We start from the raw sequence: 24635 nt of genomic DNA, 5'->3' as shown, positions 1-24635 counted from the left end.
GCACGGAGCCGATTGGACGCCGTGCCCGCCTTCGCGTTCCCTGCTCCTGGCCGATTCGGCGCTCGATTCGCGTCAGGGGTAGAGGCCGCGCTCCTGCCGCGCCATCAGGATGCGCTCGCAGGCCACCGCGAAAGTGGCGGTGCGCAGCGTGATGCGGTGGCGGTCGGCCGTGTCCCAGATCTGGTTGAGCGCATTCATCATGATGCGGTCGAGCCGCTGGTTGATCTCGTCCTCGTCCCAGAAGAAGGACGAGAAGTCCTGCACCCACTCGAAGTAGCTGACCGTCACGCCGCCGGCGTTGCAGATCACGTCGGGCACCACCAGGACGCCGCGCTCGGCCAGGATGTCGTCGGCCGCCGGCACCGTCGGGCCGTTGGCGCCTTCGAGCACCAGCTTGGCCTGCGTCTTCCGTGCACGCTCGGCGGTCAGTTGGCCTTCGAGGGCCGCCGGGATCAGGATGTCGCAGGCCACGTCCCAGAAAGAGTCGTTCGCCACCACGTCACCGCCCTTGAAGCCCACGACGCCCTCCGCGCGCGCCAGCGGCAGCAGCGTCTTGAGGTCGAGGCCGTTGGCATTGACGATGGTGCCGGTGTGGTCCTGCACCGCCACGATCTTCGCGCCGGCCTCGGCGAACAGCTCCGCTGCCACCGAGCCCACGTTGCCGAAGCCCTGCACCGCGACGCGCGCGCCGCGCAGGTCCATCTTCAAGCGCCGCGCCGCCTCGCGGCCGGTGACGAACACGCCGCGGCCGGTGGCCTTGACCCGGCCCAGCGAGCCGCCCAGGTGCAGCGGCTTGCCCGTGACCACGCCGGTGGCGGTGCCGCCGACGTTCATCGAATAGGTGTCCATCATCCACGCCATGATCTGGGCGTTGGTGTTGACGTCAGGCGCGGGGATGTCTTGCTGCGGGCCGATGATGATGCCGATCTCGCTCGTGTAGCGGCGGGTCACCTTCTCGAGCTCTTGCTGCGACAGCTTCTTCGGGTCGACGCGGATGCCGCCCTTGGCGCCGCCGTAAGGCAGGTTCACGGCCGCGGTCTTCACGGTCATCCAGGCCGACAGGGCCATCACTTCTTCGAGCGTGACGTCGGGGTGGAAGCGCACGCCGCCCTTGCCGGGGCCGCGCGACATGTTGTGCTGCACGCGATAGCCCTCGAAGTGGGCGATGGTGCCGTCGTCCATCTCGATCGGCACGTCGACGATCAGCGCGCGCTTCGGCCGCTTCAGCGTTTCGACCCAGCGGGCCAGGTTGCCCAGGTAGGGCACCACGCGGTCGACCTGCGACAGGTAGGTGCCCCAGGGGCTGTTGATGGTCGGTTGAACGTAGCTCAGGTCGTCGCTCATGGCACTTCGCGTTGTGAACAAGCCGCGGACGATAGTCGCGGCCATCGCTCAGCGCCATGACCTATGCGCGATGCGTTGGGCCTTATGCACTTGCGGCAAGCCGGTGCCGCGAACCGGGTGCCCCCTTGGCCCGGCCCTTTAGCGCGCCCCGAACATGGCCGTGCCGACCCGCACCATCGTGCTGCCCGCAGCGATCGCGGCCTCCAGGTCGGCCGACATGCCCAGCGACAAGGTGTCGACTTCCAGGCCCGCACTGCGAAGCTGGTCGAACACGGCCGCCGCGCGCAGGAACAACTGCCTTTGCGCCTCGAAATCCGGCGCTGGTTCCGGAATCGCCATCAGCCCGCGCAGCCGCAGGCGTGGCAATGCCGCCACAGCACGGGCCAGTGTCAGGGTTTCCTCTGGCGTCACGCCGGACTTGTTGGCGCCGCCGTCCACATTGACCTGAAGGCAGACCTGCAGCGGCGGCAACTCGGACGGTCGCTGCTCGGCCAGACGCTGGGCGATCTTGAGCCGGTCGATGCTGTGCACCCAGTCGAAATGCTCGGCCACCGGCCGCGTCTTGTTGCTCTGCAGAGGGCCGATGCAGTGCCATTCGAGCCGGCCCCTTTCGTCGGACAGGGCCTCGATCTTTCCCACCCCCTCTTGCACATAGTTCTCGCCAAAGGCAATCTGGCCGGCGAGACTGGCTTCGCGGACGGCTTCGGCGGGGAATGTCTTCGACACGGCAAGCAAGCGCACGCTCGCCGGATCGCGGCCGGCTGCCGTGCATGCCTTCACGATACGGGCATGAACCTGCTGGAGCTTGTCACCAATCATCGTCATAATCGTCCAAACGTATCAAAACGTCACCGAGGAACTTCGTGGACATCACCCAACTGCTGGCTTTCAGCGTCAAGAACAAGGCGTCGGACTTGCACCTGTCGTCAGGGCTGCCCCCGATGATCCGGGTTCACGGCGACGTGCGGCGCATCAACGTCGACGCGCTCGACCACAAGGCGGTGCACGCCATGGTGTACGACATCATGAGCGACACGCACCGCAAGCATTACGAAGAGTTCCTGGAGGTCGATTTCTCTTTCGAAATCGACGGCCTCGCGCGCTTCCGCGTGAATGCCTTCAACCAGGCCCGGGGCGCGGCAGCCGTGTTCCGGACCATCCCGTCGAAGATCCTCACCCTCGAGCAGCTCAACGCGCCCAAGATTTTCGGCGAACTCGCACTCAAGCCGCGCGGGCTGGTGCTGGTTACCGGGCCCACCGGCTCCGGCAAGTCGACCACGCTGGCCGCGATGATCAACTTCCTCAACGAAACCGAATACGGCCACATCCTCACGGTGGAAGACCCGATCGAGTTCGTGCACGACTCCAAGAAGTGCCTGATCAACCAGCGCGAAGTCGGGCCGATGACGCTGTCCTTCGCCAACGCGCTGCGCTCCGCGCTGCGTGAAGATCCCGACGCCATCCTGGTCGGCGAAATGCGCGACCTCGAAACCATCCGCCTGGCCATGACCGCGGCCGAAACCGGCCACCTCGTGTTCGGCACCCTGCACACGTCTTCCGCGGCCAAAACCATCGACCGGATCATCGACGTCTTCCCCGGCGAAGAAAAAGAAATGATCCGCGCCATGCTGTCCGAGTCGCTGCAAGCCGTCATCTCGCAGACGCTGTGCAAGACCAAGGGCGGCGACGGGCGCGTCGCGGCGCACGAGATCATGCTGGGCACCCCCGCCATCCGCAACCTGATCCGCGAGAACAAGGTCGCGCAGATGTACTCGTCGATCCAGACCGGCGTCAACGCAGGCATGCAGACGCTCGACCAATGCCTGACGGACCTCGTGCGGCGCAACGTCATCTCGGCGGCCGAGGCACGAAGCAAAGCGAAGATTCCCGAAAACTTTCCCGGCTAGCCTCATGGCCCCCCGACTTTTCACGCGCGATGCGCGTGTCACGCCACCCCCCGCGGGGGAGGCGCGGTCGCCTTGGAGCGTCCCGCCGCTCGGCCGCACCGCTCGATAACCCACTCATCTCGAATCAGGAGCTGCATCCTCATGGAACGCGATCAAGCCAGCCAGTTCATCAACGAACTGCTCAAGCTGATGGTCAGCCGCAACGGCAGCGACCTGTTCATCACCGCCGAGTTTCCGCCGGCGATCAAGGTCGACGGCAAGGTCACCAAGGTGTCGCAGCAGGCCCTTGGCGCGCAGCACACGCTGGCGCTGACGCGCTCGATCATGAACGACCGTCAGACGGCCGAGTTCGAACGCACCAAGGAGTGCAACTTCGCGATCTCGCCGACCGGCGTCGGCCGCTTCCGCGTCAACGCCTTCGTGCAGCAGGGCAAGGTGGGCATGGTGCTGCGGACCATCCCGGCCACGCTGCCCACCATCGACGGCCTGAACATGCCGCAGATCCTCAAGGACGTGACGATGACCAAGCGCGGCCTGTGCATCCTGGTGGGTGCCACCGGCTCGGGCAAGTCGACCACGCTGGCCGCGATGATCGACTGGCGCAACGAAAACTCCTACGGCCACATCGTCACCGTCGAAGACCCGGTGGAATTCATCCACCCGCACAAGAACTGCGTGGTGACGCAGCGCGAAGTCGGCATCGACACCGATAGCTGGGAAGCCGCGCTCAAGAACACGCTGCGCCAGGCACCCGACGTCATCCTCATGGGCGAAATCCGCGACCGCGAGACCATGGAACACGCGGTGGCCTTCGCCGAAACCGGCCACCTGTGCATGGCCACGCTGCATGCCAACAGCGCCAACCAGGCGCTGGACCGCATCATCAACTTCTTCCCCGAAGAGCGCCGCGCCCAATTGCTGATGGACCTGTCGCTCAACCTGCGTTCGCTGGTCTCGCAGCGCCTCATCCCCACCGAAGACGGCCATGGCCGCGTGGCCGCGGTCGAGATCCTGCTCAACACCCCGCTGATCAGCGACCTGATCTTCAAGGGCGAGGTGGGCGAGATCAAGGAGATCATGAAGAAGAGCCGCAACCTCGGCATGCAGACCTTCGACCAGGCGCTGTTCGACCTGTTCGAGACGCACATGATTTCTTTCGAAGACGCGCTGCGCAACGCCGACTCGGCCAACGACCTGCGGCTGCAGATCAAGCTCAACAGCCAGCGCGCGCGCACCACGGACCTGGCGGCGGGCACGGAGCATTTCGCGATCGTTTAGCCATTGGCTCACGCCCTCGGCTGCGCATCACAGCAGCCTGTGTTCGACGAACGAGTACGTGTGCGCGCCGCCCACGATGACGTGATCGACCACCATCACGTCGACCGTCGCCAACGCCATCTTCAGCATGGCTGTCACGGCCAAGTCCTGCTGACTCGGGTCCGGCAGCCCGCTCGGATGGTTGTGCGACAGGATCACGGCCGACGCATTGCGCCGCAGCGCTTCCTTGACGACCTCGCGCGGATAGACGGCTGCCGAATTGAGCGTGCCGCGCGACAACTCAACGTAGTCGATCAGCCGGCCCTCACCGTCGAGGAACAGCGCGGCAAAGACCTCGCACTCGAGGCCCGCGAGCTTGGTCAGCAAGTACTCCTTGACTGCTTGCGGCGATTCGAATGACGCACCGCGCTGGGTCTTGTGCTCGATCGCATGGCGCGCCGCTTCGAGGATCTGATCGGCCGTGGCGCGCCGGTAGTTGCCATGGTCATCGCAAATCAGCAATGGAGCATCGAAACCCGCCGCTGACTGCTCATTCTGTCGTTCGTTCTGTCGCGTCATTTCACCTCTCCTGCTACAAGCAAGCGACCTTCCAGCAGCCCGCAACGGTTCGCGTTGAACCGTCCCAGCTTGCGATAGCTTTGGTCGCAAATTATGCGAATTCACGCATCCTACGCGATAAATTTCGAATGAAAGCGCAGATACATCGCAGCACCTGCAGCCTTCATCGCAAAATCCGCCATGTCTGATCCAAACCCCAAGGCCGATCCGGGGACTGAAACCCTTGCTGCCCGATGCGTCAGGGCGCTCCTCGACCATCACGGCGTGCCGAAGCGCAAGCACGCCGCCGTCGTGACGGACGTCCTCAAGCTCTCCTATTCACAAGGACACCGTCGCCTCACGACCGACGCCACGTGGACACTCGAAGAATTGCGCACGCTGGCCGAGCACTACGGCGAATCGCTCGCCAGCATGGTCTCGCTCGGGCAGTCGGACGAGATGCTGAGCGCCACGCTCAAGGTCGGCGCCATCGCCTTTGCGTGCCGCTTCGCGCGCGGTCCCGCCGTGCACAAGCCGCGCCCGGGCGCACTCGTCGCCGCACTGGTCGATTCGAGCTGGCAAGTGAGCCCTGCCGAACACAACCTGGCCACGCAGGCGTATGAGGTCGTCCGCCTGGTGGTGGAGCCCTCATCCGCAGCAAGCCGGCGTATCGCGATCCTCGACGACCACATCGACACCGCCCAAACGATTGCCGGCTACCTCGGGTCCGCCGGGTACGAACCCACGCTGTTCACCGACTTGGCCGCCCTCGCTGCGGCATCGGGCGAACGCCCGTTCGACGCCTACGTGCTCGACTGGATCATCGAAAGCAACGGCGTCAACGACACGGTGCGCGACCTGATCGGATCGATCCGGTCGCGCGATGCGCATTGCCCCATCGTCGTGTTGACGGGCGAAGTGGAAACCGGCGTCGCTGATGAGTCCGACATCGCAAGCGCCATGGCCAAGTACCGCTTCAAGTTCTTCGAAAAGCCGGCGCGGCTGTCCATCATCTCGGCGGCGCTGGCTGCCTCGTTCGCGACGCCATGAACGCTACGAGCGACTCGCGGCGAATCGGTATTTTCAGCAGAGCATCGAAGGCACTGGAGGCTTCGTTCGGTCGGCGGCTCGACGTCAAGGCCAGCAATCGGGTACCCCCGTTCAGTGCGGAGGCCCTGAGCTGCGCGGCCAGCTCGACACCGCTCATGGACGGCGTGTCCATATCGACCAGCACCGCCGCGTAGGCATGCGCTGCGAGCCGGTTCGACGCGACCGCGGCATCTCCCGCCTCGTCGCAGACCAAGCCCAGCTGCCTACACACGCGTGCGACCTGTTCGAGCACCGCGCGGCGATCGCTGACACAGAGCACGCGTCCATTGCCGCTGACTGCAGAGGGCGCGCGATCTTCTGCCGCGACGGCAGGAATGGCGAGATCGATCGTGGTGCCGCTGCCCTGGATGGCGGCGACCTCCACGGAGCCGCCCAGTTGCAGCAGCAGCGCACGCACCACGGCCAGCCCGATGCCGCGGCCCTTCCCCGGTGTGTAAAGCAAGGGGTCGATGCCATGCTTCAATGTCGCCGCAGCGGCGCCGGGAAGCCCGGGCCCGGTGTCCTCGATGCGAAGGTTCAGCATGGCGGCGCGTGCGTCGAAGGGCTGCAGCGTAATGGTCACGCCGCCGCGCTTCGTGTGCCTGACAGCGTTGCCGGCGAGGTTGTCGAGCAGTTGGCTGACCCTGGCGCCATCGGCCACGACGAAGACCGGGTCCGATGGAATGTCCAGCCTCAAGTGCAAGCCCTTGGCTTCGGCGGCGGCCGCCGCGTTTTCCGTCGCTTCGCGCACCAATTCCACCGCCTCGAAGACTTCTGGCCGCAGCTGGATGCGGCCCGTTTGCCCGCGCGCCAAAGTAAGAAGATCGCCCAGCTGCACGGCCAACTCATCGGCCGCCCGTCGAATGCGGCGCGTGACCTCGGCCTGTTCGGGCAAAGCGCGCCGTCGCTCGAGAACATCGACCGCGGCGATGATGCTTTGCAACGGCGACCTCAGCTCGTGGCTCACCATGCCGAGGAATCGTGTCTTGGCGCGAACCGCCTGGCGCTCGGATTCGAGGGCACGCTCGCGCTCTGCGGCTTCGCGCCGATAGCGTGACCACGACACGCTGACGCTCAGCACCCACAGCAGCATCAAGCCGAAGCCAAACCAGACTGCAATCCAGAGCAGGCGGCGGCGGGTCAGGAGGCTTTCCACTGCAATGTCTCGAGCGATCATTTCCTCTTGTCTGACCGCATTGGCCAGCGTCAAGATCGTGTTCTCGATACTTGCGAACTCCTGCACCAATTCCGACGCATGGATACGCATGAAGCTCGGCGCATCAAGAGCTGGGTCCACTCGACGATGAAATGAGTCAATGGCCCTTCTCCCGTCCGCAAACCCGGCGATGCCTTCGAAGAGCGTTGCAAGCTCCGATTCCCCAATCAGGATGAGGGCCTTGGACATAAGGACATCACTCCGCTTGGACAGTTCTTCGTCGCGCATCTCACCATGGAGTGCCACGACTTCGAGCGCTTCTCGCAAGCGCAAGTACGCTAGTTCGTACTGCGCGACGGTCCAGTAGTAGCCCTCGTTCGGGCCAGCTTTGCGTGCAATCTCTTCGTCAAGCCGCGATATCCAGAGGCCAATCAAGGCGAACGATATGGCGATCACCATCAGCGCGGCAATGACGACGCTGCGCCCGCTCGGGCGCGATTGCCCAATGCTTTTATCCGACAACTGAAATGCTCCGCACTTGCCAGATGAACTTCGCCTGTGCAGACGGTGTACTGAGCGTTTTGGGGTACTCATCCCTTGGATACATCACGAACAGGGGCCCGTGGTCACGCGCCGTCATTCGATTGCCATTCCGGCTATGCGCCAAGATCGGGCGAAAGGTCTTGAGGTCCGACATCGGAATGCTGGCCCGATAGCTATCGAGCGCCTCCACATCCACGCGCGACCCGCTGGCACCGACATGCGCAAGCACCTGGGATAGCAAAGGCCCATCGAATCTTGATCGCGGGGTCCAAGGGGTTGCAGTCGTGATCGATGTCTGCGGCAGAGACATGTACTCCTCTTCGGTGAATTCAAATGCCCTGGCTTGCAAGTCAGTGAACTTGCGGATGCTGCCGCGGACCACGAGAAGGGCGCGCCCATCTTCATTGGAACGGCAGGATTGCGCGGCAGTACCAAGCGCCGCGAGCGTCAGCAGTTGTCGTCTGCGAAACATAAGGCTCCTCAGCCTGCTGCTAATAGAGCTGGCGACTACGGCCGCCATCGACAGCCAACACCTGGCCGGTCACGTAAGTGGCATCAATGGCCAAGTACGCGACAGCACCGGCGAGTTCTTCAAAAGTGCCGATGCGGCCTAGCGGTATGGTTTCTTTGATCTTGTTTTCGCGTGCGGTGTCAGTCCAGTCCTCGGGATAGGGCAATGTGCCCGGCTGCACGACGTTGAAGCGCACGTGAGGCGCCCAATCATTCGCCAACGCCAGGATCATGGATTGCAATGCACCCTTGGCTGTCGTGTACGACACGTGCCCCCTCGGCGCACGATCCACAGCGATATCCGTGATCGCAACGACCGACTGGAGGGGTGGGCTTTGTCCAGGGCGAGGCCTCAGCGCGTCGAGAAGACCTGCGTGTGCACCCACATGAATTGCGATGTCGATCTGCGCCCGCTCTATGTCACCCACGCGGCTGCCCCTATAGGCAGAGGCGTTGCAGACCATGACGGTCACCCCCTTCGATGCAAGCCAGGCCGGGATCGAAAAGTCCCCTGCAGCGAAGTCGGCCGACCAGAGATCGACGGTGCCCGGGCGCACGGCTTCGAGTTCGCGTTGCAAGGCACTCGCCCTATCGAGCGAAAGAGGCGTGTGGTGGATCACCACCGATAGGCCGCGCGCGTGCAGCGCCCGGACAATGGCCGCGCCGCCTCGGCCCGAGCCCCCCGTTACCAGCGCCCAGCCTGGGCAGTTCCCGGGTGATCCTGCGCTCTCGTCGATAAATGTCATGTGATTCGGGCCGGTAGTTAAGTCGACGCGAATACTAGGAAAACCTGATGCCCCGGCGGCGGTTTTGCGACATTTAGCAAGTTTCGAAGATCGGCCTAAGCGTTGATCTGCCAAACACGAGCCCTAGACCCGTTTTCCAACAGTGAGGACGCTCGGCAAACGAAAGTACAAGAGCGCTAAAAGGATTAATACCTATCACCTTGACACTAAACAAACATAAGCAGTTGTTCTTAGTTTTTTGAATTACTTCTTTTGATTGCTCAGTTCGCTGGATTTTTTGTGGAAATTCGAAAATTTTTTGGTTTAGACTTCGCCCGCCAAATCACCGCGGGCAGAACGGGTCGGCTCGGGCGAGATGGCATCAAGGAGTAAAAGAATGTCAATTAAAAGTACTACGCTTACGGTTGCTGCAATGTTGGCAGTCGCAGCCAGCGCTCAAGCGTCCGCGCTGGTCAAATCAAATGCTCTAAAAGAAAACAGACTGGTGGCACACGAGAGAAGCATCGATCCAGCAGCTAACATAAATCAGACAATCGTCGCCTGGAATGCCCGCTGCGATTATTACTCTGCATTGCCGCCAGAAGTATTGGCGTCGATAGGCTGCAACTAACTCAAGGGGGCGTCAGCCCCCTTTTCAGGAGCATTTAGTGATTTCGGAATTCATGGACGAAAGTCATAACATCGAAGGTGGCATTGTTTATTCCCAAGGCAAAGCTGTAGGATTATTGATCCCATCAACCTTGATTGGATTTGACAAGGACCATATTCATATCAGCGGCAGAAAAGGAATCGTCAAGCTACAGAATCGGACGGCGGCGGATTTTTGGAGTGCTCTGATTGAGTCCGACAGCATCATGTTTGGCGACGAAACTCACATCCGACGGTGCCAAAGCTTATTAACCGAGCCTCAGTACAGTCGAACTTTTTCCTACCTTGCTACGGTGGCCAGCAACTGTCGAGATTTACTCTCACGTTTCGATGCACTTCGCAAATCTAAAGTGTTGGTAGTGGGGTGTGGAGGAATCGGCTCACTGACTGCACTCAACCTCGCCGGTGCCGGCGTCGAATCAATGACATTGGCGGATGACGATACGATTGAAATTAGCAATTTGAATCGCCAGTTTTTCTGGACGCGTGATGATGTAGGAAAAACAAAAGTGAGCGTCCTAAGCCACCTACTCGCGGAGCGCTATCCGCACATCAAGCTTGATGTTGTAACGAAGAAAATGCAAGCAGCGGACGCAATTTCCCTCGCGGACTCATACGATGCGCTGGTGGTAACGGCAGACGAACCTTTGGGTCTAGGAAGGGAAATTTCTGAACGATCCAAAGTTTTTGTCGCTTATGCCGGATATTTTCAAGGCTACGCTGGCTATCTCGTACGAAAAAACTACGAGAAAGGAGTTGCCAACATTGATTCCGTTCAATGGCTGCGAAATCCATACTTCATCGGTCCGAGCTTTGGCCCGACCAACACGGAGCTAGCGGGCGCTCTGTCCTCAGCCTGCATACATTACTTATGCCGAAAACATGACTTAAATGTGATTGATCTTACTAAGATTTGGAGAAGCGATCGACTCAGTGAACACCGCATCTCAGAACATTAGGGCGCAAAATGAAATGCATTTTTTGCCAAATTGTGCATGGGTTAGCACCTGCACACAGAATCTGGGAGGATGAGAACCACCTTGCATTTCTCTCCCGGCACCCCAACACAGCTGGCTTTACAGTTTTGATCACCAAGGAGCACAAGCAAAGCTATCTCTTCGATCTCGAAGACGACTCCCTTGCGCGGCTGGCAGTAGCGGCCAAGAAGGTTGGGAGGCTACTGGACGAAGCATTCGAGGATGTTGGGCGCACAGGTTGCATCATGGAAGGATTCGGCGTCGATCACGCGCACGTCAAGCTATTTCCCATGCACGGAACGACGGGCCCGTGGCGGCCCATCAAATCCAACGTAGACAAATACTTCTCGAATTACGAGGGCTACATTTCCTCCCACGATCACATGCGCGCGGACGATGGCGACTTGGCCAAGCTCGCTGGGCGCATCAAAGCGAAAGGCCAGCCACCGCTGACCACAAAGCCGAATAAGCTCCCTCCATGAGCAGCCTCACCCCCAAGACCTACGAGCCCATCCCCGCACAGCGTGTCGCCTTCCTCGGCCTCGGTGTGATGGGCTTCCCCATGGCCGGGCACCTTGCCTTGGCCGGCCACAGCGTTGCGGTCTACAACCGCACGCCCGCGAAGTCGGCAGCGTGGCATCAGGAATTCGCATCACAAGCCAAAGGCGCACTGCGCCACGCGCCGACGCCGCGCGAAGCGGCCGCCGATGCCGACATCGTGTTCTGTTGCGTCGGCAACGACGACGACTTGCGTTCCGTGGTGCTGGGCGCCGACGGCGCCTTTGCCGGCATGCCGAAGGGCGCGGTGTTCGTCGACCACACCACCGCCTCGGCCGACGTGGCGCGCGAGTTGTCGAAGGCCGCGGCCGAACTCGGCCTGCAATTCATCGATGCGCCCGTGTCGGGCGGCCAGGCCGGTGCGCAGAACGGCGTGCTCACGGTGATGTGCGGCGGCGATGCGGCCGCGTTCGCGCGCGTGCAGCCGGTGGCCGCTGCCTTCGCGCGTGCCGTCACGCTGCTGGGCGAAAGCGGCGCGGGCCAGCTCGCGAAGATGGTCAATCAGATTGCCATCGCGGGCCTGGTGCAGGGCCTGTCGGAAGCCATCGCCTTCGGCCAGCGCGCCGGGCTGGACATGAACGAGGTGCTGGCCGTGATCGGCAAGGGCGCCGCGCAGAGCTGGCAGATGGACAACCGCGGCAAGACCATGATCGAAGGCCGCTTCGACTTCGGCTTCGCGGTGGACTGGATGCGCAAAGACCTGGGCTTGGTGCTCGACGAGGCCAAGCGCAACGGTGCGCGGCTGCCCGTCACCGCGCTGGTCGACCAGTTCTATGCCGACGTGCAGCAGGCCGGCGGGCGGCGCTGGGACACCTCCAGCCTCGTCACCCGCCTGAAGTAGCGCGCAAGCGCTGCCTCAGCGCACCGGCGTCGCTACCGCGCCCGCTCCGCCCGAAGGTGCGGGTGCGTTGGGCAGCGGCTCCATCGGCGGCAGCGGCACATTGGAGCGCGACGCGGGCGGCGGGCTGCCGGTGCCGGCGGGCTGCTGCCCTGCCAGCTCGGCCTCGCTCACGACCTCGACCACGCGCACCACCTTCTCCACGCCCGACACGCCACGGGCGATGTCGGTGGCGCGGTCGGTCTCGCGCCGCGTGGCCAGGCCCATCAGGTACACCGTGCCGCGGTCGACCACCACCTTGAAGGAGTTGGCGAAGACGTCCTTGGCATCGAGCAGCGAGGCCTTGATCTTGCCGACGATCAACGTGTCGTTGGAGCGCTGCTGGAAGGTGCTGGGCGCGCCGATGGTGAGCTCGTTGACCACCGAGCGCACGTTGTCCACGCGGCGCACCACTTCTTCGACGCGGCGCCGGTCGGCCTCGTTGCCCACCGCGCCGGTCAGCAGCACCTGGCGGTTGAAGCTGGTGACGCTGACGTACATCTGGTCGTTGGCGATCTCGCGCACCCGTGCGGCCGCGCGCAGCTCGATGCCCTGGTCGTCGATCTGCGCGCCCGAGCTGCGGCGATCGGTCGCCACCATGCCCGCGCCGACCACCGCGGCACCGCCGACCACCAGCGGCACGCAGGCGGACAAGCTGGCGGCCAGCGCGGCAGCGGCGGCTGCGGCCAGCACGAGGCGATGGGTGGATGTCAACGTCATATGGAACCTTCCTGTTCTCCGAGTAACTGGGCGTCCACGCCGTCGCACAGGCAATGCAGCGCGAGCAGGTGGACTTCGTGGATGCGTGCCGCGCGTTCGTGCGGCACGCAGACCTGGACATCGGTTTCGCGCAATGCGCGCCCGACGGCACCGCCGGGGTTGCTGGCGCCGCTGCCGGCCGCATTGCCGAGCAGCGCGATCACGCTCATGTCGCGCGAATGCGCAGCCTCCACGGCGGCCAGCACGGTGCCGGCCTGGCCGCTGGCGCTCAGCACCAGCAGCACGTCGCCGGCCTGGCCCAATGCGCGCACCTGGCGGGCGAAGCGGTCGGGGTCGGGTGCGGCTTCGGTGTCGGACGCGGGGTCGGAGGCATCGTCAAGCGGCAAGGCGATGGCGCCCAGCCCGGGGCGCTCGCGCTCGAAGCGGCCGACGAACTGCGCGGCGAACTGCGAAGCCAGCAGGCCCGAGATGCCGGACCCGCAGGCCAGGATCTTGCCGCCGCTGGTGACGCACGCGAGCAGCGCCTGCATCGCTTGCGAAATGGGTTTGCTGAGAAGCGGGCCTGCCTGGTACTTGAGGTCGGCGCTGTCGATGAAATGCTGCTGGATCCGTTGCTCGAGCATGGGCCGGGATGATAACTGCGCATAGGGAAACAAAAGGTAGTGCTGGCGTTGAGTGCGATGCGCGCGAAAGGGTTCCGCTGAGCCGTGCGGCCTTCCACCGCAGGGCAGCCCCAAGGCGGAAGAGCCCCCTCGGGGGGCAGCGAGGACACGAAGTGCCGAGCGTGGGGGCTACACACTTCAATCCGCATCGAAGGCCGCGCGAATCCATTCGATGCGCGCCTCCACCAGCACCACGTCGAATCGACACGGCGGCAGCGCGCGCAGCCGGCTTAGGTAGTGCCGCGCTGCGAACACGATGCGCCGGCGCTTGGTTGCGGTGATGCTGCCGGCCGCGCCGCCATGGCTTGCGCCGGCACGCTGGCGCACCTCGACGAAGACCACGGTGCCGTCGCGCGGCTCGCGCATGATCAGGTCGATCTCGCCGCCGCCGCGGCCCGGGGTTCGATAATTGCGCGCGACCAGCATCAGGCCGGCCGCCTGCAGGTGCGCCAGTGCGGCCTCCTCGGCCGCATCGCCGCGCTGCTTGGTGGTGGCGCTCGCCACCTTCTTGTTCTGGAGAAACATTCTTGAGCTCCCTCGCTTCCGCCTCCTTCGGCGCCGCCCTTCAAGGCGCACGCGATGCCGCGGGCGCGCAGCATTATCCCGAAGCCACGCTGTACATGGTCGCGACCCCCATCGGCAACCTGGCCGACATCAGCTTGCGGGCGCTGCACGTGCTGCAACTGGTCGACGTCGTGGCCTGCGAAGACACGCGCCACACCCAGGGCCTGCTGCGCGCCTATGGCATCGAGCGCCCCTCGGCGCAGTTGCTCGCGCTGCACCAGCACAACGAGGCCGAGGCCGCGCAGGCCGTGGTGGCCCGGTTGTCGGCCGGCGGGCGCATCGCCTACGTCAGCGACGCGGGCACGCCCGGCATCAGCGACCCCGGCGCGCGCCTGGCGGCCGCGGTGCGCGAGGCCGGCCTGCGCGTGCTGCCGCTGCCCGGCGCCAGCAGCGTGACCACGCTGGTCGCGGCGGCGGGCCTGGTGGGTGGCGAGGACCACGGCGCCTTCGTCTTCGCCGGCTTCCTGCCCAGCAAGGCCGGCGAGCGCGATGCCGCCGTGCAGACGCTCGCTGCCGAGGCGCGCAGCGTGGTGCTGCTCGAAGCGCCCCATCGCATCGAGGCCCTGGCGCGCGCGCTGGCCGTGCTCGGAGAGCGGCGCGTGACGGTCGGCCGCGAACTCACGAAGCAGTTCGAGGAAATCGCGACCACGAGCGCCGCCGACCTTTCCGCATGGCTGGCCGCCGGCCGCGACCGCACGCGCGGCGAGTTCGCGCTGGTGCTGCATCCGCGGCCCGCCGACAACAACGACGCCGATGCGGAGCGCGTGCTGAAGCTGCTGCTGGCAGAGCTCCCGCTCAAAAGCGCCGTGCGCTTGGCAGCCGAGATCAGCGGCGCGCCACGCAACGCGCTCTACGACCTGGCACTGCGCCTGCGCGGCAACGGCGATCAGCAGTCCAGCTCGGGGTAGTGCCTGAAGATCCCTTCTTCGTTGAAGGGAATGCGGCGCGGGCTCTGCAAGTAGTCGTGCACCCGTTGCCGGCGCGCGATGTTGGCATGCAGCTTGGCCACCGCCGGCGCGTTCGCCAACGCCCGCGCCGCGGCCTTCGGAAAGGCATAACGCAGGCCCGCGACCAGTTGGAACAGCGACAGATCGGCATAGGTCAACGAGTCGCCCACCAGATGCAAGTCGCCGGACGGATTGAGCGTCAGCACGCGCTCGAACCAGTCGAGAAATTTTGGAATGCGTGCATCGCAAAAGTCCTTCGCCCGCGCCTTCGCCGCCTCGCGCTGGTCTTCGTAGTACGCGTTGGTCGAAATCGGATGGTGCGTGTCGTGCGCCTCGGCCACCGCGTCGGCGATCGTGAGCTGCAACTGATGCGTCCACAACCCGTCGGTCTCGCCGATGCCCGCCAGGCCGAGGCGCGGCCCCAGGTAGAGCAATATCGCCGCCGTCTGCCCGACCACGATGTCGCCATCGACCAGAAAGGGCGGCGCAAACGCAGCACGCGGATTGCCGGAGTCGCGCAGCAAGCGCCCCAACGCCGCCCCGCCGCCACCTTTGCCCGAGGGCTCGCGCGCGACGTCGACGTAGTCGGCTCCGGCCGCTTCGAGCGCGAGCCGCACGAATTCGCCGCGGCCCTGGATGGTGGGCCAGTAGTGGAGTTGGTAGGTCATGGTGCTTCGACCCATGCTAGCGGTCAAGGCGCTCGCGTCAACCGCAGGCCTGTAGGGCGCAGCCGTCGTGAACGGTCAGCCGGCAGCCATCCTCAACGCCCCCACCGCAACACCAGCGGATCGAGCCGCCGCGCCGTCTCGATCAAGCCCTTGCGCGTCTCCGGATGCAGCCCCGGCCACGGATGCCGGGGGGCTTCGCAGGCGATGACGCCGCCCTCCTTCATGAGCGCCTTCGCGGCAAGGAAGCCGGCCTGGCGGTTCTCGTAGTTGATGAGCGGCAGCCAGCGTTCGTAGAGCGCAGCGGCCTTGTCGCGATCGCCCTTGCGGTGTGCCTCGATGATCGGGCGGAGGCCGTCGGGGTAGCCGCCGCCGGTCATCGAGCCGGTGGCGCCGGCGTCGAGGTCGGGCAACAGGGTGATGGCTTCCTCGCCGTCCCACGGGCCTTCGACGGCCTGGCCGCCGAGGCGGATGAGCTCGCGCAGCTTCGATGCGGCGCCCGCGGTTTCGATCTTGAAGTAGGCGACTTGCTCGATCTCCGTCGCCATGCGAGCGAGCAATGCCGGCGACAGCGGCGTGCCGCTCGCGGGCGCGTCCTGGATCATGATGGGAATGCCGATGGCATCGGACAACCGCGCGTAGAAGGCATGGATCTGCGGCTCGCCGAAGCGGAAGGTGGCGCCGTGGTAGGGCGGCATCACCATCACCATCGCGGCGCCCATGTCCTGCGCGCGCCGGCTGCGCGCCGCGCACACTTGCGTGCTGGTGTGCGTGGTGGTGACGATCACCGGCACGCGGCCCTGCACGTGCTCGAGCGCGGTTCGCGTGAGCAGCTCGCGCTCGTCGTCGGCCAGCAGGAACTGTTCGGAGAAGTTGGCCAGGATGCACAGGCCGTCGGAGCCGGCGTCGATCATGAAATCGATGCAGCGCTTCTGGCTGTCCAGGTCGAGCGCGCCCGTGTCGCTGAAGGTGGTGGGCACCACCGGAAAGATGCCGCGGTAGCGCGGTGCGTCCAGGGTCATGCTGGCTCCAGGAACAACGTTCGGAAAGGCGTTCGAATCAATGCGAATGCCGCGGCACCTCTGCGCCGCGACAGCCGACGAGAAAGTCGAAGTCGCAGCCCTCGTCGGCCTGCAGCACGTGGTCGATGTAAAGGCGCGCGTAGCCGCCGCGCGCCACGGTGGACTGAAGCGGCGCATCCGCCGCCCGCGCAGCCAGCCTCGCCTCGATCTCGTCGTCGCTCACGTCCAGATGCAGGCGGCCGGCCTCGCAGTCCAGCTCGATCCAGTCGCCTTCCTGCACCGCCGCCAGCGGCCCGCCCGCGGCGGCCTCGGGCGCGACATGCAATACGACCGTGCCGTAGGCCGTGCCGCTCATGCGCGCGTCGGAGATGCGCACCATGTCCTTGATGCCCTGGCGCAGCAGCTTGGGCGGCAGGCCCATGTTGCCCACCTCGGCCATGCCGGGGTAGCCGCGCGGGCCGCAGTTCTTCAGCACCAGCACCGAGCTGGCGTCGACCTCCAGCGATTCGTCGCCGATGCGCCGCTTGTAGTCGTCGAAGTCCTCGAACACGACCGCGCGGCCACGGTGCTTCAGCAGCTCCGGCGTGGCGGCCGAGGGCTTCAGCACCGCTCCGCGCGGCGCCAGGTTGCCGCGCAGGATGCAGATGCCGCCGTCGTCCAGCAGCGGCTTGTCGAGCGGCCGGATCACGTCGTCGTTGTAGCTCGGCGCATCGCGCACGTTGTCCCACAGCGAGCGGCCGTTCACGGTGGGCGCGCCCGGGTGCGGCAGCAGGCCGGCCTCGCCGAGCCGGCGCAGCACCGCGGGCAGGCCGCCGGCGTAATAGAACTCTTCCATCAAGAAGCGGCCCGAGGGCAGCAGGTCGACCAGTGTCGGCGTGCCGCGGCCGATGCGCGTCCAGTCCTCCAGCGCCAGCTCGACGCCGATGCGGCCGGCGATCGCCTTCAGGTGGATCACCGCGTTGGTCGAACCGCCGATGGCCGCATTCACGCGGATCGCGTTCTCGAAGGCCTCGCGGGTCAGGATCTTCGACAGCGTGAGCCCCTCCTTGGCCATCGCCACCACGCGCGCGCCCGACATCTGCGCCAGCACGTAGCGCCGCGCATCCACTGCAGGAATGGCGGCGTTGTGCGGCAGCGCGACGCCCAGCGCTTCGGCCATGCAGGCCATGGTGGAGGCCGTGCCCATGGTGTTGCAGGTGCCGGCCGAGCGCGACATGCCGCCTTCGGCCGCGAGGAACTGATGCAGGTCGATCTCGCCGGCCTTCAGCGACTCGTGCAGCTGCCACACCGCAGTGCCCGAGCCGATGTCGCGCCCTTCGAGCTTGCCGTTGAGCATGGGCCCGCCGCTCACCACGATGGCCGGCACGTCGCAGCTGGCCGCACCCATCAGCAGCGCCGGCGTGGTCTTGTCGCAGCCGGCGAGCAGCACCACCGCATCGATGGGGTTGCCGCGAATCGCCTCTTCCACGTCCATGCTGGCGAGGTTGCGCGTGAGCATCGCGGTCGGCCGCAGGTTCGACTCGCCGTTGGAAAACACCGGGAACTCAACCGGAAAGCCGCCGGCCTCCGAGATGCCGCGCTTCACGTGCTCGGCGATCTTGCGAAAGTGCGCATTGCAGGGCGTGAGTTCGGACCAGGTGTTGCAGATGCCCACGATCGGGCGGCCGTCGAATTCATGGTCGGGGATGCCCTGGTTCTTCATCCAGCTGCGGTACATGAAGCCGTTCTTGTCGGCCGGGCCGAACCATTGGGCGGAACGAAGTTTCTTGGGGGCATCCGGCATCGAAGGGGCCTCGTAGGAGCAAAGAAAGACTCAGCGCCGCGGCGCCCGCGCGGTGAAGAAGCGCTGCAGCAGGCAGAAGAAGAACAACAGCGCACCCACGACGATGCGCGTCCACCACGAGCTCAGCGAGCCGTCGAAGGCGATCAAGGTCTGGATGATCCCGAGCGTGAGCACGCCGAACAGCGTGCCGGCCACGTAGCCGACGCCACCCGTCAGCAGCGTGCCGCCGATGACCACGGCCGCGATGGCGTCGAGCTCCAGCCCCATCGCATGCAGGCCGTAGCCCGAGAGCATGTAGAAAGTGAAGATCACGCCGGCCAGCGCCGAGCAGAAGCCCGAGAGCGCATACACGCCCACCAGCGTGGAGCGCACGGGCAGCCCCATCAACATGGCCGAATGCTCGCTGCCGCCGATGGCGTAGACGGTGCGTCCGAAGGGCGTGCAATGCGCGACGAACACCGCCGCCAGCAGCACGAGCAGCGCGATCACCGCGCTGATCGACAGCGAGGCGTCGGCCCCCAGCGGAATGCGCAGCTGCGACACCGACGAATAGAACTCGTTGGTGATGCTGATCGAATCGATGCTGATCAGGTAGCACAGCCCGCGCGCCAGGAACATGCCGGCCAGCGTCACGATGAAGGGCTGCAGCCGGAAGCGCTCGATCAGCACGCCCATCACGCAGCCGAAGGCCGTGCCCATCAGCAGCACCAGCGGGATCACGGCCGCCGGGTTCCATCCGTGCTTTTCGACCAGCGATGCCGACACCATGGTGGTCAGCGCGATCACCGAGCCGACAGACAGGTCGATGCCGCCCGAAAGAATCACGAAGGTCATGCCGACCGCGACCACGATCAGGAATGCGTTGTCGATCAGCAGGTTCAAGAAGACCTGGGCCGAGAAGAAGCCGTCGTAGAGCACCGAGCCCAGCGCGCCCATGGCGACGAAGAGCGAGACGGTGGCGGCCAGCGGCAGGTACTTGGGATTGAAGCGCGCTCGGCGACCTGGCGCGGCGGCGCGCGCAGGCGCGTTCGGCTCTTCCATCACCGCGCTCATCGCCGCACCCCCTCCAGCGGTGCCCGCCGCGCCAACGCGCCGAGGCTGGCGCGAAACTCCGGCGATTGCAGCAGCATCACCGCGAACACCACCACCGCCTTCACCACCAGGTTGATTTCCGGCGGCACGCCCAGCGAGTAGATCGCGTAGGTCAGCGTCTGGATGATCAACGCGCCGATCACGCTGCCCACCAGGCTGAAGCGCCCACCCGTCAGCGCGGTGCCACCCAAGGTCACGGCCAGGATCGCGTCGAGTTCCAGCAGCTGCCCGGCATTGTTGCCGTCCGCGCTTTTCACGTTCGAGCTGATCAGCAGGCCCGCCACGCCGGCGCAGGCGCCGCAGAAGGCATAGGCGCCCACCACGAGCCGCCGCGCCTGCACGCCGGCCACGCGTGCGGCCGTCGGGTTGATGCCCACCGCCTGGATGAACAGGCCCAGCGCGGTCCGCGTGATCGCCAGGTACAGCAGCACGAACACCAGCCCCACCACGAAGAGCGAGAACGGCAAGCCCAGCAGGAAGCCGCTGCCGAGAAAGAAGAAGGGCTGGTAATAGATGGTGATGATCTGCCCGCCGGTGATCAGCTGCGCGATGCCGCGACCGGCCACCATGAGGATCAGCGTGGCGATGATCGGCTGCATGCCGACGCGCGCGACCAGCAGCCCGTTCCACAGGCCGCACACCAGCGCGATGCCGACCGCGGCCGCGGTGGCCACCGGCATCGGAAAGCGGGCGACGTTGCCCGACACCGAGCCGCCGATCATCCACGCCGCTGTGGCCGCCGCGATGGCGACCACCGCGCCCACCGAGATGTCGATGCCGCGCGTGGCGATCACCAGCGTCATGCCCAGCGACACCAGCACCAGCGGCGCCGCGCGGTTGAGGATATCGATCAGGCTGCCGTACAGATGCCCGTCGCGCCATTCGAGGTGCAGAAAGCCGGGGTTGAAGGCCGCGTTGAGCGCGAGCAGCAGCACCAGCGTCAAGAGCGGCCAGGCCAGCCGGTGGCGCAGCGCCACGGCGACGAAGCGAGTCGAGGGGGGCGGCGTTGCGTCACGCATCGGATGTCGCCGCGATCAGCTCGCAGACCTCGTCCTCGGTGCTCCCGGCCGGCAGCTCGCCCACCTTGGCGCGGTCGCGCAGCACCACGATGCGATGCGCCACGCGCACCACTTCGCTCATCTCCGACGAGATGAAGATCACCGCCATGCCCGCCTGCGCGAGCCGCACGATCTGCGCCATGATTTCCTGCTTGGCCGCGACGTCGATGCCGCGCGTGGGCTCGTCGAGGATCAGCAGGCGCGGCTCGGTGGCGAGCCAGCGCGCGATGATGGCCTTCTGCTGGTTGCCGCCCGACAGCAACCCGATCGGCGTGTCCACGCTCGCGGCCTTGATGTCGAGCGCCTTCACGTAACGCTCGGCCAGCGCGGCCTGCTCGGCGCGCGGCAGGAAGCGGCGCATGCCGCGCCGCGCCTGCAACGCCAGCGCGATGTTCTCGCGCAGCGACAGCTCGGCCACGATGCCATCGGTCTTGCGCTCTTCGGGGCACAGCGCGAGGCCGCGGCGAATCGCATCGGCCGGGCTCGCGAAGCGCACCAGCTCGCCGTCGATGCGCAGCTGCCCGCGGTCCGGCGCCTCCAGCCCGAAGAGCAGCCGCGCCAGCTCGGTGCGGCCTGCGCCCAGCAGGCCGGCCAGGCCGACGATCTCGCCTGCGCGCACGCGCAGGTCGATCGCCTGCAGTTGCCCCGACTGGCCGAGCCCCTGCGCTTCGAGCAGCGCGGGCGCGTCGATGCCGACCACCGGCAGCCCCGCCGCGCGCGCGGACTGGGCCGCCAGTTCGCGCCCCAGCATCGCCGCGATCAAGGCTTGCGGGCCCAGCTCGGCCGCGCGCCACTCGCCCACCCAGGTGCCGTTGCGCAGCACGGTGATGCGGTCGGACACCGCATACACCTGGTTCAGGAAGTGGGTCACGAAGACGATCGCCAGGCCCTCGTCGCGCAGCCGGCGCAGCACCTCGAAGAGCTTGCGCACTTCGTCGTCGTCGAGGCTGGATGTCGGCTCGTCGAGGATCAGCACCTTCGACGACACGCCCAGCGCCCGCGCGATCGCCACCATCTGCTGCACGGCCACCGGGTAGCTCGACAGCAGCCGCGAGACGTCGATGTCCAGCCCGATGCGCGCCAGCAGCTCGCGCGCGCGCCGGTTGACGGCCGACCAGTCGATGCGGAAGCCCTGCGCCGCGCCATGCCGCGGATAGCGGCCGGCGAACACGTTCTCGGCCACCGACAGGTTGGGGCACAGGTTGACCTCCTGGTAGACGGTGCTGATGCCCAGCTTCTGCGCCTCCAGCGGCGTGGCCGGCTGAATGAGCTCGCCGTCCAGCCGCATGCTGCCGCCGCCCGAACTCAGCGCGCCGGTCAGCACCTTGATCAGCGTCGACTTGCCCGCGCCGTTCTGCCCCATCAGCGCATGGATCTCGCCCGGGTACAGGCGCAAGCGCACGTCGCGCAGCGCATCGACGCCGGCGAACTGCTTGCGGATGCCCTCGAGCGCCAGCACCGGCTGCATGGCAGCCGGCTCAGTACTTGCGCTTCGGAAACTCCTGGGCCGCCACCTCCATCGGGAAGATGGTCTCCTCCGTCACGATGCGCTTGGGCAGCGTCTTGCCGGCCTTGATGTCCTTGACGGCCGACATCAGCTGCGGCCCCAGCAGCGGGCTGCACTCGACCGACACGTTGAGCTTGCCGGCGATCATGGCCTCGAAGGCGCCCTTCACGGCGTCGATCGAGATGATGGTGATGTCCTTCGCCGGCTTCATGCCCGCCTCTTCGATCGCCTGGATGGCGCCGATCGCCATGTCGTCGTTGTGCGCGTAGAGCACGTTGATCTTCTTGCCGTCGGCCTTGAGGAAAGCCTCCATCACCTCCTTGCCCTTGGCGCGCGTGAAGTCGCCGGTCTGCGAGCGGATGATCTTGAACTTGGGGTCGGCCTTGATGATTTCCTCGAAGCCCTTCTTGCGGTCGATGGCCGGTGCCGAGCCCACGGTGCCCTGCAGCTCGACGATGTTGACCTCGCCCTTCTGGTCCTTCATCTTCTCGACCAGCCAGCGCCCGGCCTTGCGGCCCTCTTCGATGAAGTCGGAGCCCATGAAGCTCACGTAGAGCGTGTCGTCCTTGGTGTTGACGGAGCGGTCGGTCAGCACCACCGGGATCTTCGCGGCCTTGGCTTCGCGCAGCACCGTCTCCCAGCCCGACTCGACCACGGGCGAGAAGGCGATCACGTCCACCTTCTGCGCGATGAAGGAGCGGATGGCCTTGATCTGGTTCTCCTGCTTCTGCTGCGCGTCGGAGAACTTGAGTTCGATGCCGGCGTCCTTGGCGGCCGACTTGATCGACTCGGTATTGGCGGTGCGCCATTCGCTCTCGGCGCCGACCTGGCTGAAGCCCAGGACGATCTTCTTCTGCGCCAGCGCGGCGGCCGGCAGGAGCGCGCCGAGCGAAGCGGCGGCGATGGCGGTGGTGAGGGTGCGGCGGTTCAGTGTCATCGGAAGTCTCCTGGTTGCTCTGCTTTGCTCTGGTTGAAATCGTTCATGCCCGGATGTAGCCGGTCTTCGCCAAGGTGTAGAAGCCCGTGGCGTGGCGCCCCTGCTCGCGCGCGCCATAGCCCGATGCCTTGCGGCCGCCGGAGGGCACGTGGTAGTCGACACCGGCGGTCGGCAGGTTGACCATGGTCATGCCCACGCGCGCATGGCGCCTGAAGTGCATGGCGTGGCGCAGCGAGTTGGTGCAGATGCCGGCGCACAGGCCGAAGGGCGTGTCGTTGGCCAGCGCCAGCGCGTGCTCGGCATCGTCGGCGCGCAGCACGCAGGCCACCGGGCCGAACACCTCGTCGCGCGCGATGCGGTGCGCGGGCTTCGCGAGGAACAGCGCGGGGCTCAGGTAGTGGCCTTCGCTCGGGCGCTGCAGCAGCTCGCCGCCCCACACGTGTTCGGCGCCTTCGTCGCGTGCACTGGCAATGGCGCCCAGGTTCCGTTCGAGCTGGCTGCGGCCGGCGACCGGGCCGATGTCGATGCCGGGCTCCAATGCATGGCCGACCTTCAGCGTGCCCAGGCGCTGCTTCATGCGCGCGACGAATGCGTCGTGCACTGGCGCCTCGACGATCAGGCGGCTCGATGCGGTGCTGCGCTGGCCGGTACAGAAGTACGCGCCCTGCACCGCACAGTCGACGGCCAGGTCCAGGTCGGCATCGGCCAGCACCACCAGCGGGTTCTTGCCGCCCATCTCCAGCTGCACCTTGGCGCGCCGCGCGGCGGCGGCCCGCAGCACGCGCTCGCCGTTGGCGGCACTGCCGGTGAAGCTGATGGCGTCGACCAGCGGATGCTCGGCCAGCGCTTTCCCCACCTCGCGGCCGCTGCCCATCACCAGGTTGAAAACGCCCGCCGGCAGCGCGGCGCGGCTGACGATCTCGGCCAGCGCCCAGGCGCAGGCCGGCACCAGCTCGGACGGCTTGAGCACCACCGCATTGCCGCAGGCCAGCGCGGGCGCGATCTTCCACGCCGGGATGGCCAGCGGCAGGTTCCACGGCGCGATGAGCGCCACCACGCCCACCGGCTCGCGCGACACGTCCACCTGCACGCCGGGGCGCAGCGAGGGAATGCTTTCGCCACCCACGCGCAAGGCCTCGCCGGCGAAGAACTTGAAGATGTGGCCGGCGCGGGCCGCCTCGGCGATCGCTTCGGGCAAGGTCTTGCCCTCTTCGCGCGCCAGCAGCAGGCCCAGCTCGTCACGGCGCGCGAGGATCTCGCTGCCGATCTGGTCGAGCGCATCGGCCCGGCGCTGCGGCGTGGTCGCACTCCACACCCGCTGCCCGGCGGCGGCCGCACGCACGGCACGGTCGGTCTGGCTGCGGTCGGCACGCGCGTACTCGGCCACCGTTTCGCGCAGGTCCGATGGATTGATGCTGAGCCCGGTGGTCACGCCCGTCTCCCAGCGGCCATCGATGTAGTGGCGCACGGTGTGCTGGACCTCGGGGCTGCGCTTCAACGTCGTGATT

The 24635-nt window shown here is 65.9% G+C and carries 24 protein-coding genes; 7 read left to right on the top strand and 17 right to left on the bottom strand.

Going from position 1 to position 24635, the window contains the following annotated elements; genetic code table 11:
• Window positions 1–72: 72 nt before the first annotated feature.
• Both B0W80_RS05080 and B0W80_RS05075 read right to left on the bottom strand, forming a co-directional pair.
• A complete protein-coding gene (locus B0W80_RS05080; protein ID WP_076998016.1) occupies window positions 73–1344 on the bottom strand; it encodes a Glu/Leu/Phe/Val dehydrogenase in 1272 nt (423 codons plus the stop codon).
• A 138-nt stretch (window positions 1345–1482) separates the two neighbouring features.
• Entirely contained in the window at window positions 1483–2169 is a 687-nt protein-coding gene (locus B0W80_RS05075) for a YggS family pyridoxal phosphate-dependent enzyme (protein WP_076998015.1), read from the bottom strand.
• A gap of 38 nt (window positions 2170–2207) precedes the next feature.
• Here B0W80_RS05075 and B0W80_RS05070 point away from each other — a divergent pair, with 38 nt between their 5' ends.
• Window positions 2208–3251, top strand: a complete 1044-nt coding sequence (locus tag B0W80_RS05070) for a type IV pilus twitching motility protein PilT (protein ID WP_076998014.1) — start codon at window positions 2208–2210, stop codon at window positions 3249–3251.
• Window positions 3252–3392: 141 nt separating this feature from the next.
• Window positions 3393–4529, top strand: a complete 1137-nt coding sequence (locus tag B0W80_RS05065) for a PilT/PilU family type 4a pilus ATPase (protein WP_076998013.1) — start codon at window positions 3393–3395, stop codon at window positions 4527–4529.
• 27 nt (window positions 4530–4556) lie between these two features.
• Here B0W80_RS05065 and B0W80_RS05060 read toward each other — a convergent pair whose 3' ends face one another.
• Window positions 4557–5087 carry a RadC family protein gene (locus tag B0W80_RS05060; protein ID WP_076998012.1) on the bottom strand — a complete coding sequence of 177 codons (531 nt, stop codon included), beginning with the start codon at window positions 5085–5087 and terminating at the stop codon, window positions 4557–4559.
• 180 nt (window positions 5088–5267) lie between these two features.
• Between B0W80_RS05060 and B0W80_RS05055 the strand changes: the two genes are divergently transcribed.
• Entirely contained in the window at window positions 5268–6116 is an 849-nt protein-coding gene (locus B0W80_RS05055) for a helix-turn-helix domain-containing protein (RefSeq protein WP_076998011.1), read from the top strand.
• Here the strand turns inward: B0W80_RS05055 and B0W80_RS05050 are convergent.
• The 3 genes from B0W80_RS05050 to B0W80_RS05040 are packed head-to-tail and all read right to left on the bottom strand — an operon-like array spanning window position 6076 to window position 9110.
• Entirely contained in the window at window positions 6076–7833 is a 1758-nt protein-coding gene (locus B0W80_RS05050; protein ID WP_179106834.1) for a hybrid sensor histidine kinase/response regulator, read from the bottom strand. The two genes, B0W80_RS05055 and B0W80_RS05050, sit on opposite strands and share 41 nt — an antisense overlap.
• Complete coding sequence (locus B0W80_RS34710) at window positions 7823–8326, bottom strand: molybdopterin-dependent oxidoreductase (RefSeq protein ID WP_076998009.1); 504 nt, start codon at window positions 8324–8326, stop codon at window positions 7823–7825. The genes B0W80_RS05050 and B0W80_RS34710 overlap by 11 nt, the downstream gene beginning before the upstream one ends.
• A 19-nt stretch (window positions 8327–8345) precedes the next feature.
• Window positions 8346–9110, bottom strand: a complete 765-nt coding sequence (locus B0W80_RS05040; RefSeq protein ID WP_076998008.1) for an SDR family oxidoreductase — start codon at window positions 9108–9110, stop codon at window positions 8346–8348.
• Between the two features lie 647 nt (window positions 9111–9757).
• On the opposite strand from B0W80_RS05040, the gene B0W80_RS34390 reads away from it, so the two are divergent.
• Genes B0W80_RS34390 through B0W80_RS05025 form a run of 3 tightly spaced genes read left to right on the top strand, consistent with a single transcriptional unit; the run spans window position 9758 to window position 12134 of the window.
• On the top strand, window positions 9758–10717 hold the full coding sequence (locus tag B0W80_RS34390; RefSeq protein WP_083745180.1) for a ThiF family adenylyltransferase: 960 nt from the start codon (window positions 9758–9760) through the stop codon (window positions 10715–10717).
• An 8-nt stretch (window positions 10718–10725) separates the two neighbouring features.
• Window positions 10726–11217 carry an HIT family protein gene (locus tag B0W80_RS05030; RefSeq protein WP_076998006.1) on the top strand — a complete coding sequence of 164 codons (492 nt, stop codon included), beginning with the start codon at window positions 10726–10728 and terminating at the stop codon, window positions 11215–11217.
• Window positions 11214–12134: an NAD(P)-dependent oxidoreductase gene (locus tag B0W80_RS05025; RefSeq protein ID WP_076998005.1), complete on the top strand. Its 921-nt coding sequence runs from the start codon at window positions 11214–11216 to the stop codon at window positions 12132–12134. Before B0W80_RS05030 ends, B0W80_RS05025 begins: the two co-directional genes overlap by 4 nt.
• A 15-nt stretch (window positions 12135–12149) precedes the next feature.
• Here the strand turns inward: B0W80_RS05025 and B0W80_RS05020 are convergent, their stop codons facing one another.
• From B0W80_RS05020 to B0W80_RS05010, 3 genes are all read right to left on the bottom strand, one after another.
• Window positions 12150–12890, bottom strand: coding sequence for a BON domain-containing protein (locus B0W80_RS05020; RefSeq protein WP_076998004.1), 741 nt, complete (start codon window positions 12888–12890; stop codon window positions 12150–12152).
• Window positions 12887–13513 carry an SIS domain-containing protein gene (locus B0W80_RS05015; RefSeq protein ID WP_076998003.1) on the bottom strand — a complete coding sequence of 209 codons (627 nt, stop codon included), beginning with the start codon at window positions 13511–13513 and terminating at the stop codon, window positions 12887–12889. The genes B0W80_RS05020 and B0W80_RS05015 overlap by 4 nt, the downstream gene beginning before the upstream one ends.
• A 177-nt stretch (window positions 13514–13690) precedes the next feature.
• Window positions 13691–14077, bottom strand: a complete 387-nt coding sequence (locus B0W80_RS05010) for a YraN family protein (RefSeq protein WP_179106833.1) — start codon at window positions 14075–14077, stop codon at window positions 13691–13693.
• Window positions 14078–14079: 2 nt separating this feature from the next.
• Here B0W80_RS05010 and rsmI point away from each other — a divergent pair, with 2 nt between their 5' ends.
• Entirely contained in the window at window positions 14080–15024 is a 945-nt protein-coding gene (rsmI, locus tag B0W80_RS05005) for a 16S rRNA (cytidine(1402)-2'-O)-methyltransferase (RefSeq protein ID WP_076998002.1), read from the top strand.
• Here the strand turns inward: rsmI and B0W80_RS05000 are convergent.
• The 8 genes from B0W80_RS05000 to B0W80_RS04965 form a co-directional block, all read right to left on the bottom strand.
• Window positions 15003–15731 (bottom strand): glutathione S-transferase, encoded by a 729-nt coding sequence (locus B0W80_RS05000; protein ID WP_076998001.1) that lies wholly within the window; start codon window positions 15729–15731, stop codon window positions 15003–15005. The two genes, rsmI and B0W80_RS05000, sit on opposite strands and share 22 nt — an antisense overlap.
• A gap of 92 nt (window positions 15732–15823) precedes the next feature.
• On the bottom strand, window positions 15824–16750 hold the full coding sequence (locus tag B0W80_RS04995) for a dihydrodipicolinate synthase family protein (protein ID WP_076998000.1): 927 nt from the start codon (window positions 16748–16750) through the stop codon (window positions 15824–15826).
• Between the two features lie 37 nt (window positions 16751–16787).
• Window positions 16788–18533: an IlvD/Edd family dehydratase gene (locus tag B0W80_RS04990; protein ID WP_076997999.1), complete on the bottom strand. Its 1746-nt coding sequence runs from the start codon at window positions 18531–18533 to the stop codon at window positions 16788–16790.
• A 30-nt stretch (window positions 18534–18563) separates the two neighbouring features.
• A complete protein-coding gene (yjfF, locus tag B0W80_RS04985) occupies window positions 18564–19586 on the bottom strand; it encodes a galactofuranose ABC transporter, permease protein YjfF (protein WP_076997998.1) in 1023 nt (340 codons plus the stop codon).
• Complete coding sequence (locus B0W80_RS04980) at window positions 19583–20644, bottom strand: ABC transporter permease (protein WP_076997997.1); 1062 nt, start codon at window positions 20642–20644, stop codon at window positions 19583–19585. The genes yjfF and B0W80_RS04980 overlap by 4 nt, the downstream gene beginning before the upstream one ends.
• Complete coding sequence (locus tag B0W80_RS04975; protein WP_076997996.1) at window positions 20637–22151, bottom strand: sugar ABC transporter ATP-binding protein; 1515 nt, start codon at window positions 22149–22151, stop codon at window positions 20637–20639. Before B0W80_RS04975 ends, B0W80_RS04980 begins: the two co-directional genes overlap by 8 nt.
• A 10-nt stretch (window positions 22152–22161) precedes the next feature.
• Window positions 22162–23127 carry an ABC transporter substrate-binding protein gene (locus B0W80_RS04970; RefSeq protein ID WP_076997995.1) on the bottom strand — a complete coding sequence of 322 codons (966 nt, stop codon included), beginning with the start codon at window positions 23125–23127 and terminating at the stop codon, window positions 22162–22164.
• Window positions 23128–23170: 43 nt separating this feature from the next.
• The gene (locus B0W80_RS04965) at window positions 23171–24625 is read right to left on the bottom strand and encodes an aldehyde dehydrogenase family protein (protein WP_076997994.1); all 1455 of its coding nucleotides are present in this window, start codon (window positions 24623–24625) and stop codon (window positions 23171–23173) included.
• Between the last annotated feature and the right edge of the window lie 10 nt (window positions 24626–24635).

The organism is Variovorax sp. KK3, from assembly GCF_001984055.1.
In the GTDB taxonomy this organism is placed as follows: domain Bacteria; phylum Pseudomonadota; class Gammaproteobacteria; order Burkholderiales; family Burkholderiaceae_C; genus Variovorax.
This window is presented reverse-complemented; position numbering and strand designations above follow the sequence as displayed.